This window comes from Leclercia barmai (assembly GCF_049312895.1).
Taxonomy (GTDB): Bacteria; Pseudomonadota; Gammaproteobacteria; order Enterobacterales; family Enterobacteriaceae; genus Enterobacter; species Enterobacter barmai.
The window spans coordinates 81,772-95,390 of record NZ_JBMNWZ010000002.1 but is presented as its reverse complement, the minus strand read 5'-3'; the positions used below and the strand labels follow the sequence as shown (position 1 = coordinate 95,390).

Genomic DNA, 13,619 nt, shown 5'->3' with positions numbered 1-13,619 from the left:
ATAACTTTCAATAACTTGCCTTCCATCACCCTCCTGTGCTGGTCATAATCCGCGCAATGCGACTGTTATTTTACTCACACGATACTCTGGGGCTTGCTGCAAGATTACTGAGATGATATTAGTAATTTGCTGAATGATTTAGATGAATGTGCTAAATAATAGACAGTTGTTAATTTTTTGTACAAATAACGGTTCGTCTCTGGCAGCGCCAGGCAGTCATCGACAACATTTTCAACATCCCATTGAATAGCGGTAACTTTTCCCGCTTTTGATGCGCGGCAGGGTAGCCCACAGCGTTACGGTAACTTTCGTAAAAGAGAATTGGTTAACAAATTTGCAAAATGTATTGGCACCTAAGTAAGCCATTTGGTACTTTCCGGCCATTCCATTTCAGCGTAATTCCTTTAGTTGAGAATCTTTTTCATTAACGATTCTGACCTATAAGAATTAATACACGCCTCGACAGGGGAGGCGTGTCACAAATCGACGCAAGGCGGCCAGACGAGTCGCCAGTAATAGTAAAGTCGGTGATAGCAAGAAGTAAAAAAACGCCTGACGGCAGCATAAACTCCTACGTTGTCAGGGAACCCCAAAAAGGGGAATTAAACAGGCTGGTAAAAAACCAGTAATTATAAAGAGTGGAGTATCAACACAATGTCCATCATCACAAAAAAAAGTCTGGTCGCTGCGGGGATCTTAACTGCGCTAATCGCAGGCAACGTTGCAATGGCTGCTGACGTACCTGCTGGGGTCCAACTGGCGGAGAAGCAAACGCTGGTCCGTAACAACGGTGCTGAAGTCCAGTCTCTGGACCCGCACAAAATTGAAGGTGTACCTGAGTCTAACGTTAACCGCGATCTGTTCGAAGGTCTGCTGGTCTCTGACGTAGACGGCCACCCGGTTGCGGGCGTGGCTGAAAAATGGGAAAACAAAGACGGTAAAGTCTGGACCTTCCACCTGCGTAAAGACGCAAAGTGGTCTGACGGTTCCCCGGTCACCGCACAAGATTTCGTTTATAGCTGGCAGCGCCTGGCGGATCCAAACACCGCCTCTCCTTATGCGAGCTATCTGCAGTATGGCCATATCGCCAATATCGACGACATCATCACCGGCAAAAAACCGGTTACCGACCTCGGCGTAAAAGCGATCGATGACAACACCTTCGAAGTGACCCTGAGCGAGCCGGTTCCGTATTTCTATAAGCTGCTGGTTCACCCGTCCGTTTCCCCGGTTCCGAAAGCCGCGGTTGAGAAATTCGGCGAGAAGTGGACTCAGCCTGCCAATATCGTGACCAACGGCGCCTATAAGCTGAAAGCCTGGGTTGTTAACGAACGTATCGACCTCGAACGTAATACCAACTACTGGGATAACGCAAAAACCGTTATCAATCAGGTAACCTACCTGCCAATCTCTTCTGAAGTGACCGACGTTAACCGCTATCGCAGCGGCGAAATCGACATGACCTATAACAACATGCCGATTGAACTGTTCCAGAAGCTGAAAAAAGAGATCCCGGCTGAAGTACACGTTGACCCGTACCTCTGCACCTATTACTACGAGATCAACAACCAGAAAGCGCCATTCAATGACGTTCGCGTTCGTACCGCTCTGAAACTGGCACTGGATCGCGACATCATCGTTAATAAAGTGAAAAACCAGGGCGACCTGCCGGCGTACAGCTACACCCCACCGTATACCGATGGCGCAAAACTGACCCAGCCAGAGTGGTTCGGCTGGTCACAGGAAAAACGTAACGAAGAAGCGAAGAAACTGCTGGCCGAAGCCGGTTATACCGCTGAGAAACCGTTGACCTTTAACCTGCTGTACAACACCTCTGACCTGCATAAGAAACTGGCTATCGCCGTCTCCTCCATCTGGAAGAAAAACCTGGGTGCGAACGTGAAGCTGGAAAACCAGGAGTGGAAAACCTTCCTCGACAGCCGTCATCAGGGCACCTTTGATGTGGCGCGTGCAGGCTGGTGTGCGGACTACAATGAACCGACCTCCTTCCTGAACACCATGCTGAGCGACAGCTCGAACAACACTGCGCACTATAAAAGCCCAGAGTTCGACAAGCTGATTGGCGATACCCTGAAAGTCACTGACGAAGCGCAGCGTGCTGACCTGTATGCGAAAGCAGAACAGCAGCTCGATAAAGACTCTGCAATCGTGCCGGTTTACTACTACGTGAACGCCCGTCTGGTGAAACCGTGGGTAGGTGGATATACCGGGAAAGACCCGATGGATAATATCTACGTTAAAAACTTGTATATTATCAAGCATTAATGGCAATGAGTGGGGCGGGCGATGCCTGCCCCACGGTGTCTACTCATCGTAATACTATATAGGCACACGCCAGAAGGTACGGGCAATGTTGAAATTTATCCTACGTCGCTGTCTTGAAGCGATCCCAACGCTATTTATTCTTATAACGATCTCCTTCTTTATGATGCGTCTCGCGCCGGGAAGTCCTTTCACCGGTGAACGTACGCTGCCACCAGAAGTCATGGCGAATATCGAAGCGAAATATCATTTAAACGATCCTATCTCCACCCAGTATTTCAACTATCTGAAACAGCTGGCCCACGGTGATTTTGGTCCGTCATTTAAATACAAAGATTATTCCGTAAACGACCTGGTAGCTTCGAGCTTCCCCGTTTCGGCAAAATTAGGCGCCGCGGCATTTTTACTGGCCGTTATTCTTGGCGTGACGGCGGGCGTTATTGCCGCGCTTAATCAAAATACCAAATGGGATTACGCTGTGATGGGGGTGGCAATGACCGGCGTCGTCATACCGAGTTTTGTCGTCGCACCCTTACTGGTAATGATATTTGCCATCACCCTGAAATGGCTGCCCGGCGGCGGCTGGAACGGCGGGGCGCTGCAGTACATGATCCTGCCGATGGTGGCGCTGTCTCTCGCCTATATCGCCAGTATTTCGCGTATTACCCGTGGTTCGATGATTGAAGTGCTGCACTCTAACTTCATCCGTACCGCCCGTGCGAAAGGGCTGCCGATGCGCCGCATTATCTTCCGTCACGCGTTAAAGCCAGCGCTCCTGCCGGTGCTCTCTTACCTGGGCCCAGCATTTGTCGGGATCATCACCGGTTCAATGGTTATCGAAACCATCTATGGTCTGCCGGGAATCGGCCAGCTGTTCGTTAACGGCGCTCTTAACCGCGACTACTCTCTGGTATTGAGTCTGACCATTCTGGTTGGCGCGCTCACCATCTTCTTTAACGCGATCGTCGACGTGCTGTATGCCGTTATCGATCCGAAAATTCGCTACTGACACTGGAGCTCGCCATGATGTTAAGTAAGAAAAACAGCGAGGCGCTGGAAAACTTCAGTGAAAAACTCGAAGTCGAGGGGCGTAGTCTCTGGCAGGATGCCCGCCGTCGCTTTATGCACAACCGTGCCGCGGTTGCCAGCCTGATTGTGCTGGTGGTTATCGCCCTGTTTGTGACGCTGGCGCCGATGCTGTCTCAGTTCACCTACTTCGATACCGACTGGGGCATGATGTCCAGCGCGCCGGATACCGAATCGGGCCACTACTTTGGTACCGACTCCTCCGGGCGTGACCTGCTGGTGCGTGTGGCCATCGGTGGACGCATTTCGTTGATGGTCGGGATCGCGGCGGCCTTCGTTGCGGTAATTCTGGGGACTTTATACGGATCGCTGTCCGGCTACCTCGGCGGTAAAGTCGACTCGGTGATGATGCGTATTCTGGAGATCCTCAACTCCTTCCCGTTTATGTTCTTCGTCATCCTGCTGGTGACCTTCTTTGGCCAGAACATTCTGCTGATCTTCGTGGCCATCGGCATGGTGTCGTGGCTGGATATGGCGCGTATCGTTCGCGGTCAGACCCTGAGTCTGAAGCGCAAAGAGTTTATCGAAGCGGCGCAGGTCGGCGGGGTCTCTACCGGCAATATCGTGGTTCGCCACATCGTGCCGAACGTGCTGGGCGTAGTGGTGGTGTATGCCTCCCTGCTGGTGCCGAGCATGATCCTGTTTGAATCTTTCCTGAGCTTCCTCGGCCTGGGTACCCAGGAGCCGCTGAGCAGCTGGGGTGCGCTGTTGAGTGATGGCGCCAACTCTATGGAAGTTTCACCGTGGCTGCTGCTGTTCCCGGCGGGTTTCCTGGTGGTGACACTGTTTTGTTTCAACTTTATCGGCGATGGCCTGCGTGATGCCCTCGATCCGAAAGACCGTTAAGGAGTGCCGCCATGACTATTATTGAAACGGCATCTGCCCCACAAGCGCATCAGCAGAGCAACCTTCTGCTGGATGTGAAAGATCTGCGCGTTACCTTCAAAACGCCCGATGGCGACGTGACCGCGGTAAACGATCTTAACTTCAGCCTGCGTGCTGGCGAAACGCTGGGTATCGTGGGTGAATCCGGTTCCGGTAAATCCCAGACGGCGTTCGCGCTGATGGGCCTGCTGGCACAAAACGGTGTTATCGGCGGATCTGCGCTCTTTAACGGCAAACAGATCCTTAACCTGCCGGAAAACGAGCTGAACAAGCTGCGCGCCGAGCAGATCTCGATGATTTTCCAGGATCCAATGACCTCCCTGAACCCGTACATGCGTGTGGGCGAGCAGCTGATGGAAGTGCTGATGCTGCACAAAGGGATGGGCAAAGGCGAAGCCTTTGAAGAGTCGGTGAAGATGCTGGATGCGGTGAAAATGCCGGAAGCGCGTAAGCGCATGCGCATGTTCCCGCACGAGTTTTCCGGCGGGATGCGCCAGCGCGTGATGATCGCCATGGCCCTGCTGTGCCGGCCAAAACTGCTGATTGCCGATGAACCCACCACCGCACTGGACGTGACCGTTCAGGCGCAGATCATGACCCTGCTGAATGAGCTGAAGCGCGAGTTTAACACCGCGATCATCATGATTACCCACGATCTGGGCGTCGTGGCCGGGATCTGCGACAAGGTGCTGGTGATGTATGCCGGTCGTACTATGGAGTACGGTAAAGCGCGCGATGTGTTCTACCATCCGGCGCACCCGTACTCTATTGGCCTGCTGAATGCGGTACCGCGTCTTGATGCGGAAGGGGAGTCGCTGCTGACCATTCCAGGCAACCCGCCAAACCTGCTGCGTCTGCCGAAGGGCTGTCCGTTCCAGCCGCGGTGCCCGCACGCGATGGAAATCTGCAACAGCGCTCCGCCGCTGGAAGAGTTTGCCCCAGGCCGTCTGCGCGCCTGCTTTAAGCCGTACGAGGAGCTGGTATGAACGCGACCGACGAAAAAAGAAATGTTCTGCTCGAAATCGCCGATCTGAAGGTGCATTTCGACATCAAGGATGGCAAGCAGTGGTTCTGGCAGCCAGCCAAAACCCTGAAAGCGGTGGACGGCGTGACCCTGCGTCTGTACGAAGGGGAAACCCTCGGCGTGGTGGGTGAGTCGGGCTGCGGTAAATCCACCTTCGCCCGTGCCATTATCGGCCTGGTGAAAGCCACCGACGGCAAAGTGGCCTGGCTGGGTAAAGATCTGCTGGGGATGAAACCGGATGAGTGGCGCGAAGTGCGCAGCGACATCCAGATGATTTTCCAGGATCCGCTGGCGTCACTGAACCCGCGTATGACCATCGGTGAGATCATCGCCGAGCCGCTGCGCACCTATCATCCGAAGATGCCGCGCACGGAAGTGCGTGACCGCGTTAAGGCGATGATGATGAAAGTGGGCCTGCTGCCTAACCTCATCAACCGCTATCCGCACGAGTTCTCTGGCGGCCAGTGTCAGCGTATCGGTATTGCCCGCGCGCTGATCCTCGAGCCGAAACTGATCATCTGCGACGAACCGGTCTCCGCCCTGGACGTGTCCATCCAGGCGCAGGTAGTTAACCTGCTGCAAAAGCTGCAGCGAGAGATGGGCCTGTCGCTGATCTTCATCGCGCACGACCTGGCGGTAGTGAAGCACATCTCCGATCGCGTCCTGGTGATGTATCTCGGCCATGCGGTTGAGCTGGGCACCTATGATGAGGTCTATCACAACCCGTTACACCCCTACACCAAAGCGCTGATGTCTGCGGTGCCGGTGCCGGATCCTGACCTCGAGCAGAATAAAACTATTCAGCTGCTGGAAGGGGAACTGCCGTCGCCGATCAATCCGCCGTCGGGCTGTGTGTTCCGTACCCGCTGTCCGATTGCCGGGCCGGAGTGCGCGAAGACGCGTCCGGTGCTGGAAGGCAGCTTCCGCCATGCGGTCTCCTGCCTGAAGGTCGACCCGCTCTGAGTGGATAACAGGTAATAAAAAAGGCTGCATTTGCAGCCTTTTTTTATTCGCGCCAGATTTTTACTCACGCCAGAGTATGTGGCACAGCTTGTGGTCTTTCTCGCGACACAGAAGGACGCGGGCAAAGATGTCGTTGATCTCACCGCCGTCGGTATCCGCCAGGCCAATCACCACCTCGGCGAAGAAATCCGGGTTCAGGTCGAAATCGACATGTTCAGCCCAGTCTTCAGACGGGTCGAACAGCTCGGCACCGCCACGCTCTTCAAACTGCAGATTAAAGAGAATGACGTCAGCCGGATCGAGATTATCGACGGCCAGTTCAAGAAAGATATCGTAGGCCTGCTCGAGCGTTTCGTCTTCGGTCAGGCGATTGTTCAGATCCATTTCCATGATGACTACCTTTTAACATCGTTGGGCACGTTTTACAGCAACGGACTAAAGAAGTAAAACAGTCGTTCGGCAATTCGCTGCCACAGCGGTCTTTTCATCCACAAACGGGCATCCAACAGGCGGGAGCGGGAGATATAGTCGTCCTGCACGGCGGCCAAATCGCCGCCAAAACCGGCATCGTCGATCACCAGGGTGATCTCAAAGTTGAGCCACAGGCTGCGCATATCCAGGTTCACGGTTCCTACCAGACTGAGTTCGCCGTCGACCAGCACGCTCTTGGTGTGCAGCAGCCCACCTTCGAACTGGTAAATCTTCACCCCGGCCGCCAGCAGTTCACTGAAGAACGCCCGGCTGGCCCAGCCCACCAGCACCGAATCGTTCTTGCGCGGCAGGATGATACTCACATCGACCCCACGCTGGGCGGCGGTACAGATGGCGTGCAGCAGATCGTCGCTCGGCACGAAGTAGGGGGTGGTCATGATCAGGTATTCACGGGCGGAATAGGCTGCGGTCAGCAGCGCCTGGTGGATCAGATCTTCCGGAAAGCCCGGGCCGGAGGCAATGGTGTGGATAGTGTGTCCGCTGGCCTGCTCAAACGGCATGATGTTGGCATCCGGCGGCGGAGGCAGAATGCGTTTGCCGGTTTCGATTTCCCAGTCGCAGGAGTAGACAATCCCCATCGCGGTGGCGACCGGGCCCTCCATGCGCGCCATCAGATCGACCCACTGGCCCACGCCGGCATCCTGTTTAAAGAAGCGCGGGTCGACCATATTCATGCTGCCGGTATAGGCAATGTAGTTGTCGATCAGCACCATTTTGCGGTGCTGACGCAGATCCATCCTGCGCAGGAACACACGCATCAGATTGACCTTTAAGGCTTCGACCACTTCCACACCAGCATTGCGCATCATTGATGCCCAGTTGCTGCGGAAAAAGGTCACACTCCCGGCGGAGTCGAGCATTAAGCGGCAGTGGATACCGCGACGCGCGGCGGCCATCAGAGATTCCGCTACCTGATCGGCCATGCCGCCGGGCTGCCAGATGTAGAACACCATCTCAATATTATGCCGCGCCAGCTGTATATCGCGGATTAGCGCGTTCATGACGTCATCGGAGGTGGTCATCAGCTGCAGCTGATTGCCTTTCACCCCGGCAATGCCTTGGCGGCGTTCGCAAAGCTTGAATAACGACGCGGCGACGTCACTGTTCTCTTCGGCGAAGATATGTTTGCAGGATTTGAGATCGTTAAGCCACTTCGCAGTCGAAGGCCACATCGCCCGTGCGCGCTCTGCCCGACGTTTGCCGAGGTGAAGTTCGCCAAAGGATAAATACGCAATAATACCGACCAGCGGCAGGATATAGATAATCAACAGCCATGCCATGGCAGAAGGAACGGCTCTGCGCTTCATCAGGATGCGTAATGTTACCCCCGCGATGAGCAGCCAGTATCCCAGAATGAGCAGCCAACTCACCACGGTGTAGAAGGTTGTCATAATAAAAAATCCTTTTGAAAGCGTATTGTTATGAGTTTACGCGTCAGGATTTTTCTGGCAAATAAAAACGCCAGATAAAAGCACTGGTCTGACGCAGGCAAGGGACTATAATGAGCGTTCTGTTTTGGGAAGAGTTGTTAACATGAAGCGCAGTAGAACAGAAGTAGGGCGCTGGCGCATGTTGCGACAGACAGGTCGTCGCAAAGCGCGTTGGCTGGAAGCACAATCCCGCCGTAATATGCGTATCCACGCCATCAGAAAGTGCAGTATGAACCGTCATCGCAATGCGTTGCTGTTCGCCGTTCAGGATTACTGAATGACACAAGGGCACCCTCAGAGGTGCCCGATGTTTTTATATGATTCGCTATTTCGAAAAGGAGGATGAGGTGTTTGCGGATTTGGGTGTACTGAATTTCTGGACTTATGTCGTTGGGGCTATTTTTATCGTGCTGGTGCCAGGGCCAAATACCCTGTTTGTCTTAAAGACCGGTATTGGTCACGGCGTGAAAAAGGGCTATCTGGCCGCCAGCGGCGTGTTTATCGGCGATGCGGTGCTGATGTTTCTGGCCTGGGCGGGCGTGGCTGCGCTGATCCAGACCACACCGATGCTGTTTAATATTGTTCGCTATCTTGGGGCATTCTATCTGTTATGGCTGGGCGGCAAGATGCTCTGGTCAGTGATAAGGCATAATCAGCAGGGCGAAGCGGGCGGTCTTGAACCAGCCAAAACAATAATGAAACGCTCGCTGGTGCTGAGCATGACCAACCCGAAGGCGATACTGTTCTATGTCTCGTTCTTCGTACAGTTTATTGATGTTCAGGCGAAGCATACCGGCGTAGCCTTTATGATCCTCGCGGTCACGCTGGAAATCATCAGTTTTGTCTATATGAGCTTCCTGATCTTCTCCGGAGCCTTTGTGACGCGCTACCTGAAAACCAAAAAGAAACTGGCGAAGCTGGGAAATGGCTTGATTGGTTTACTGTTTGTTGGGTTCGCGGCGCGGCTGGCATCGCTGAACTGACGAGAAAAGGCTCCCTTTGCGGAGCCTTTTTTTATCCTAGAAAACTTTTTTAAAAGGCTTCACCACGACGTTATCATACACGCCTGCTGCCACATAGGGGTCGTCCTGGGCCCAGGCCTGTGCCGCTTCGAGAGATTCAAACTCGGCAATTACCGTCGAGCCGGTAAATCCTGCCGCACCCGGATCGTTGCTGTCTACGGCAGGCATTGGACCTGCGGTCAGTAATCTGCCTTCGTCATGCAGCAGCTGTAAGCGCGCAAGATGGGCAGGGCGTACGGAGAGGCGTTTTTCAAGAGAATCAGCAACATCTGCAGCAAAAATCACATAAAGCACAGCGGAGCTCCTTAACCGATAAAAGTGGGAATTACGTTATGTGAAAGTACAGGTGACTGCAACGCAAAGATAGCGACAATGTTAAAACCCTTCTCAACACGTGCCTTTTTTCGCCAGCTGAACGGTTAAATCGGGCGAAGTTTAACTGGCTTATTGAATATGATTGCTATTTGCATTTAAAATCGAGGCCTGGCTTTTTAACTGAAACGATTATGACTTCAATGACCCTTGATTTACCTCGCCGCTTTCCCTGGCCGACGCTGTTGTCCGTCGGCATTCACGGAGCCGTCGTGGCGGGTCTGCTTTACACATCGGTACATCAGGTTATTGAAATGCCAGCGCCCGCGCAGCCGATTTCTGTGACCATGGTAACACCTGCGGAGCTGGAGCCCGTGCAGGTGGCGCCACCACCGGAACCTGTTGCAGAGCCTGAACCCGAGCCGGAACCGGAACCTGAAATCGTTCCTGAACCGCCTAAAGAAGCGCCTGTAGTGATTCATAAGCCGGAGCCCAAGCCAAAACCGAAGCCAAAACCAAAACCGGTGAAAAAGGTGGAGGAGCGTCCGAAGCGTGAAGAGCGCCCGGTTGAGCCTCGCACCACCCAGCCCGTTGAGCGAGCGGCCCCGGCTCGCCCGGTCATGAACTCTTCGCCCGCCACCGCGAAGCCGGTAGCAGCGGCCCCGGCAGGTCCACGCGCGTTGAGCCGTAACCAGCCGCAATACCCGGCGCGAGCTCAGGCATTACGTATTGAAGGCCGTGTACGGGTGAAATTTGACGTCACCGCCGACGGACGCGTGGATAATGTGCAGATCCTCTCCGCGCAGCCATCGAATATGTTTGAGCGTGAAGTGAAAACCGCGATGCGCAAATGGCGTTACGAAGCCGGTAAGCCAGGCAGCGGAATGATCGTGAATATTGTCTTCCGCCTGAATGGCGGGGCACAGATGGAATAATAAAAAAGCCTCCCCATCGGGAGGCTTTTTTTATGCCTGAGGTAACGGGCGAGGTTTACCTTCGCTGTCCACCGCCACATAAATAAACAGCGCTTCGGTGGCTTTATAACGCTGACCGATAGGTTCTGAAGAGACCTTCTTCACCCACACCTCGATATTTATCGACACCGAGGTATTCCCACGCTTCACGCAGCGCGCGTAGCAGCAGACCACATCTCCCACGGCCACAGGGCGTAAAAAGGTCATCCCGTCGACCCGGACCGTCACCACGCGGCCGTGCGCAATCTCTTTAGCGAGGATGGCCCCGCCCATATCCATCTGCGACATCAACCAGCCGCCAAAAATATCGCCGTTCGCATTGGTGTCGGCGGGCATTGCAAGTGTGCGTAAAACCAGTTCACCCTGAGGGGCTTCTTGTGTAGTCATTCTTTTCTCTGCTTGTAACGATGTGGCCAGCGCGTGAGTTGTGCTGGCCGGAAGATCAGTTCTTATCATCCTGCGGCATATGACGATAGATGTAGATACCGCTCAGCAGGGTGAAAATCAGCGTCAGTGCGGTCAGACCGAACACTTTGAAGTTGACCCAGATATTCTGTGGCAACCAGAAGGCGATATAGATATTCGCCAGGCCACAAAGAATAAAGAACACCGCCCAGGCGATATTCAGACGTGACCAGACGACCTGCGGAAGCGCCAGCTCTTTACCCAGCATGCGCTGAATAAGGGGCTTTTTCATGACCCACTGGCTGAACAGCAGCGCACCGGCAAACAGTACGTAGATGACGGTCACTTTCCACTTGATGAACTCGTCGTTGTGGAAAAAGACCGTCAGTCCGCCAAAGAAGGCCACCAGCACGAAGGTGATCAGGGCCATCTTTTCCACCTTGCGGTAGCGCACCCAGCTGTAAATCAGCACCACCGCGGTGGCGACGATCAGGGCAGTAGTGGCCGCGTAAATGTCATACAGCTTGTAGAAGGCAAAAAAGACAACCAGGGGTAAAAAATCAAGAAACTGCTTCATTCTTCGATTCCATCATCAGCGATGGCCTGCGCGTGATGCCCAGGCCATCAGAAAAATTACTGGCGGATTAACGTGTACAGGCGGAACAAATAGACGAGCAGGACTGCGGAGATCAGATTGCTCAGCGTATTTGCCACCACAGCACCGACGTTAGGCGTCAGAACGGCAAGATTCGGTGCAAACAGCAGCAGCAGGGTTTTAGCCAGCAGCCAGCTCATCACCGCCGGGGCAACCAGACGCATATTAGACCATGCCAGCCGGATGCTGCTACGCATGGCGACAAAAATCCCCATGCGGTCCTGTACTACCATCACGGGCGCGAAGGCAAGCACGATGGCCAGCAGCACGCCCGGCACTACCACCAGCATAATCCCTAACTGCACCAGCATGGTGGTTAAAAAGATCAGGATAAACAGTTTTGGCAGCAGCGGCGCGCTGGCCCCAATGGCCCGTAGTGCGCTGACGCGCTGTCCGGCAGACACCAGCTGGATCATCAGCAGCACGCCGCCGGCGAGAATGGCATTACCGATTAAGCCTGAAAAGGTCGAGGCCGCCGAAGCCCGCAACAGGATCTGCTGCTGCTCAGGGGTCATGTTCTGCACCATCTCAAACAGCCCGACGCTGCTGGCAATCTGATCGCCTTCGCTCAGGCTGGCAATCTGCTCCTCACTCGGCGAAAAGGCATGACCAAGTACCACCGTGATAAATGCGCACAACAAGGCAATCAGTAAAAAGGTAAGGAACTGATTGCGGAAAAAATTCCCCGTGTCACGGTAGACAGACTTCGCCGTGATAGACATGCACTCTCCTTGAGTATTGCAGGTGTTAATTAGCGGGCAATTGTACCCTGGATAACTGTACGGTGGCAGTATCAAGCCTTGTATGGAAAAGCATATCTTTGTAAAGCGCCCGTAATCCCCCGCTGTAATTTTGCGCGGTTGTTATCGCACTGTGCTCTGTTTGCCTGAAAAAGCAAAATTGATCCAGGCGGCTACTACCAATTTTTGCCCGCGACCGAAAAAATTAATTTAGATCAATGAATGTTAAATCTCTGAATTCAATGTGATCCCGATTGGATCATGATTAATCATTTGTAGGTATATTCCCGTCGCCAATAAAACCATAACGAGGGAATGGATATGAAAAAAGCAGCGCTCGCAGCACTGATTCTGGGTACGCTTTCCGGCAGTGCAATTGCCCACGAAGCAGGTGAGTTCTTCTTCCGCCTGGGGACCGCCACGGTACGTCCTACGGAAGGCTCGGAAAATGTTCTGGGTTTAGGCGGTTTTAACGTCAGTAACAATACCCAGGCCGGGATGACCTTCACCTGGATGGCCACCGACAACGTCGGCGTTGAACTGCTGGCGGCCACGCCGTTTCGTCACCGGGTCGGGACGGGCCCAACCGGAGATATCGCCACGGTTCACCATCTGCCGCCCACCCTGATGGCGCAGTGGTATTTCGGCGATGCCGGGAGCAAGGTTCGCCCCTATGTGGGTGCCGGGGTCAACTACACCACCTTCTTTGATGAGAAGTTTAACGACACCGGTAAAGCGGCGGGCCTCTCTGACCTGAGCCTGAAGGATTCCTGGGGTATGGCGGGTCAGGTGGGGCTGGACTATCTGATTAACCGCGACTGGTTAATTAACGCCTCGGTCTGGTACATGGATATTGATACCGACGTCCGTTTCAAAGCAGGTGGGGAGCAACAAAGTATCAGCACCCGTCTGGATCCTTGGGTGTTTATGTTCTCGGCGGGATATCGCTTCTGACGTAAAGAAGGCCCCGAAGGGCCTTCTGTCTTTTATTTACGACCCAACAACAGGCCAAGGACAATACCCACCGCACCTGCGGCAATGAGGCCGGTAAGCGGATTATTTTTCACCGCGTCGGTAACCTCAGTCACCACGTCGCTGGCCTGTGCAGCATATTTACGTCCGGCACCCTTCAACTGATGTTTTGGTGAATCAACAAATTCACCAAACTGCTGCTGTGCAGCACCGGCCGCTTCATCCAGCTTGTTCTTGGCCTTTTCACCAGCATATTGTGCATCATTATCAAGATTATGGTCTGACATAACGTTCTCCTTTTGTAGTCAATGTAAAGCATAGACGCCACGGGGAGATGCTGAATAAAATGGGATTAATACTTAAAGGGGTGGCCTGT

At 53.8% G+C, this 13,619-nt stretch carries 16 protein-coding genes and 1 pseudogene; 9 read left to right on the top strand and 8 right to left on the bottom strand.

The features are described from left to right. The first annotated feature begins 654 nt into the window (after window positions 1-654). The 5 genes from oppA (at window position 655) to oppF (ending at window position 6,241) form a co-directional block, all read left to right on the top strand. Entirely contained in the window at window positions 655-2,286 is a 1,632-nt protein-coding gene (gene oppA, locus ACOYA6_RS08805) for an oligopeptide ABC transporter substrate-binding protein OppA (RefSeq protein WP_039030682.1), read from the top strand. Between the two features lie 85 nt (window positions 2,287-2,371). Beyond that, window positions 2,372-3,292, top strand: coding sequence for an oligopeptide ABC transporter permease OppB (gene oppB / locus ACOYA6_RS08800; protein ID WP_039030681.1), 921 nt, complete (start codon window positions 2,372-2,374; stop codon window positions 3,290-3,292). Window positions 3,293-3,306: 14 nt separating this feature from the next. Then, the gene (gene oppC / locus ACOYA6_RS08795; protein WP_138369216.1) at window positions 3,307-4,215 is read left to right on the top strand and encodes an oligopeptide ABC transporter permease OppC; all 909 of its coding nucleotides are present in this window, start codon (window positions 3,307-3,309) and stop codon (window positions 4,213-4,215) included. An 11-nt stretch (window positions 4,216-4,226) separates the two neighbouring features. Beyond that, window positions 4,227-5,240: an ABC transporter ATP-binding protein gene (gene oppD, locus ACOYA6_RS08790; protein WP_039030679.1), complete on the top strand. Its 1,014-nt coding sequence runs from the start codon at window positions 4,227-4,229 to the stop codon at window positions 5,238-5,240. Next, window positions 5,237-6,241 (top strand): murein tripeptide/oligopeptide ABC transporter ATP-binding protein OppF, encoded by a 1,005-nt coding sequence (gene oppF / locus ACOYA6_RS08785; protein ID WP_039030678.1) that lies wholly within the window; start codon window positions 5,237-5,239, stop codon window positions 6,239-6,241. Before oppD ends, oppF begins: the two co-directional genes overlap by 4 nt. Before the next feature lie 60 nt (window positions 6,242-6,301). Here oppF and ACOYA6_RS08780 read toward each other — a convergent pair whose 3' ends face one another. Beyond that, window positions 6,302-6,631: an HI1450 family dsDNA-mimic protein gene (locus ACOYA6_RS08780; RefSeq protein WP_039030677.1), complete on the bottom strand. Its 330-nt coding sequence runs from the start codon at window positions 6,629-6,631 to the stop codon at window positions 6,302-6,304. 32 nt (window positions 6,632-6,663) lie between these two features. Continuing rightward, the gene (cls, locus tag ACOYA6_RS08775; protein ID WP_039030676.1) at window positions 6,664-8,124 is read right to left on the bottom strand and encodes a cardiolipin synthase; all 1,461 of its coding nucleotides are present in this window, start codon (window positions 8,122-8,124) and stop codon (window positions 6,664-6,666) included. Window positions 8,125-8,266: 142 nt separating this feature from the next. Here cls and ACOYA6_RS08770 point away from each other — a divergent pair, with 142 nt between their 5' ends. Continuing rightward, complete coding sequence (locus tag ACOYA6_RS08770) at window positions 8,267-8,440, top strand: YciY family protein (protein WP_098946243.1); 174 nt, start codon at window positions 8,267-8,269, stop codon at window positions 8,438-8,440. Window positions 8,441-8,510: 70 nt separating this feature from the next. Next, a complete protein-coding gene (gene leuE / locus ACOYA6_RS08765; RefSeq protein WP_138369214.1) occupies window positions 8,511-9,146 on the top strand; it encodes a leucine efflux protein LeuE in 636 nt (211 codons plus the stop codon). A 36-nt stretch (window positions 9,147-9,182) separates the two neighbouring features. Here the strand turns inward: leuE and ACOYA6_RS08760 are convergent, their stop codons facing one another. After that, on the bottom strand, window positions 9,183-9,479 hold the full coding sequence (locus ACOYA6_RS08760) for a YciI family protein (protein WP_032611245.1): 297 nt from the start codon (window positions 9,477-9,479) through the stop codon (window positions 9,183-9,185). Between the two features lie 221 nt (window positions 9,480-9,700). Between ACOYA6_RS08760 and tonB the strand changes: the two genes are divergently transcribed. Next, window positions 9,701-10,432 carry a TonB system transport protein TonB gene (gene tonB, locus ACOYA6_RS08755; protein WP_422654789.1) on the top strand — a complete coding sequence of 244 codons (732 nt, stop codon included), beginning with the start codon at window positions 9,701-9,703 and terminating at the stop codon, window positions 10,430-10,432. A 30-nt stretch (window positions 10,433-10,462) separates the two neighbouring features. Here tonB and yciA read toward each other — a convergent pair whose 3' ends face one another. From yciA to ACOYA6_RS08735, 4 genes and pseudogenes are all read right to left on the bottom strand, one after another. Next, window positions 10,463-10,858 (bottom strand): acyl-CoA thioester hydrolase YciA, encoded by a 396-nt coding sequence (gene yciA, locus ACOYA6_RS08750; RefSeq protein ID WP_138369213.1) that lies wholly within the window; start codon window positions 10,856-10,858, stop codon window positions 10,463-10,465. 55 nt (window positions 10,859-10,913) lie between these two features. Next, window positions 10,914-11,453: a septation protein A gene (locus ACOYA6_RS08745; protein WP_039030674.1), complete on the bottom strand. Its 540-nt coding sequence runs from the start codon at window positions 11,451-11,453 to the stop codon at window positions 10,914-10,916. Window positions 11,454-11,509: 56 nt separating this feature from the next. Further along, complete coding sequence (locus tag ACOYA6_RS08740; protein WP_039030673.1) at window positions 11,510-12,253, bottom strand: YciC family protein; 744 nt, start codon at window positions 12,251-12,253, stop codon at window positions 11,510-11,512. Between the two features lie 25 nt (window positions 12,254-12,278). Then, window positions 12,279-12,371: pseudogene (locus ACOYA6_RS08735) on the bottom strand (YkgJ family cysteine cluster protein); the annotation flags it as partial. Window positions 12,372-12,592: 221 nt separating this feature from the next. On the opposite strand from ACOYA6_RS08735, the gene ompW reads away from it, so the two are divergent. Continuing rightward, window positions 12,593-13,225: an outer membrane protein OmpW gene (gene ompW, locus ACOYA6_RS08730; RefSeq protein WP_039030672.1), complete on the top strand. Its 633-nt coding sequence runs from the start codon at window positions 12,593-12,595 to the stop codon at window positions 13,223-13,225. Window positions 13,226-13,257: 32 nt separating this feature from the next. Here the strand turns inward: ompW and ACOYA6_RS08725 are convergent, their stop codons facing one another. Beyond that, on the bottom strand, window positions 13,258-13,530 hold the full coding sequence (locus ACOYA6_RS08725; RefSeq protein WP_052246198.1) for an ElaB/YgaM/YqjD family protein: 273 nt from the start codon (window positions 13,528-13,530) through the stop codon (window positions 13,258-13,260). Between the last annotated feature and the right edge of the window lie 89 nt (window positions 13,531-13,619).

Excerpts from the sequence above, each read along its gene's own strand:
- oppD (WP_039030679.1), top strand. The coding sequence starts at position 4,227 with ATGACTATTATTGAAACGGCATCTGCCCCACAAGCGCATCAGCAGAGC.
- oppF (WP_039030678.1), top strand. The coding sequence starts at position 5,237 with ATGAACGCGACCGACGAAAAAAGAAATGTTCTGCTCGAAATCGCCGAT.
- ACOYA6_RS08770 (WP_098946243.1), top strand. The coding sequence starts at position 8,267 with ATGAAGCGCAGTAGAACAGAAGTAGGGCGCTGGCGCATGTTGCGACAG.
- ACOYA6_RS08740 (WP_039030673.1), bottom strand. The coding sequence starts at position 12,253 with ATGTCTATCACGGCGAAGTCTGTCTACCGTGACACGGGGAATTTTTTC.
- oppB (WP_039030681.1), top strand. The coding sequence starts at position 2,372 with ATGTTGAAATTTATCCTACGTCGCTGTCTTGAAGCGATCCCAACGCTA.
- oppA (WP_039030682.1), top strand. The coding sequence starts at position 655 with ATGTCCATCATCACAAAAAAAAGTCTGGTCGCTGCGGGGATCTTAACT.
- ACOYA6_RS08725 (WP_052246198.1), bottom strand. The coding sequence starts at position 13,530 with ATGTCAGACCATAATCTTGATAATGATGCACAATATGCTGGTGAAAAG.
- tonB (WP_422654789.1), top strand. The coding sequence starts at position 9,701 with ATGACCCTTGATTTACCTCGCCGCTTTCCCTGGCCGACGCTGTTGTCC.
- ACOYA6_RS08745 (WP_039030674.1), bottom strand. The coding sequence starts at position 11,453 with ATGAAGCAGTTTCTTGATTTTTTACCCCTGGTTGTCTTTTTTGCCTTC.
- cls (WP_039030676.1), bottom strand. The coding sequence starts at position 8,124 with ATGACAACCTTCTACACCGTGGTGAGTTGGCTGCTCATTCTGGGATAC.
- yciA (WP_138369213.1), bottom strand. The coding sequence starts at position 10,858 with ATGACTACACAAGAAGCCCCTCAGGGTGAACTGGTTTTACGCACACTT.
- oppC (WP_138369216.1), top strand. The coding sequence starts at position 3,307 with ATGATGTTAAGTAAGAAAAACAGCGAGGCGCTGGAAAACTTCAGTGAA.
- ACOYA6_RS08780 (WP_039030677.1), bottom strand. The coding sequence starts at position 6,631 with ATGGAAATGGATCTGAACAATCGCCTGACCGAAGACGAAACGCTCGAG.
- ompW (WP_039030672.1), top strand. The coding sequence starts at position 12,593 with ATGAAAAAAGCAGCGCTCGCAGCACTGATTCTGGGTACGCTTTCCGGC.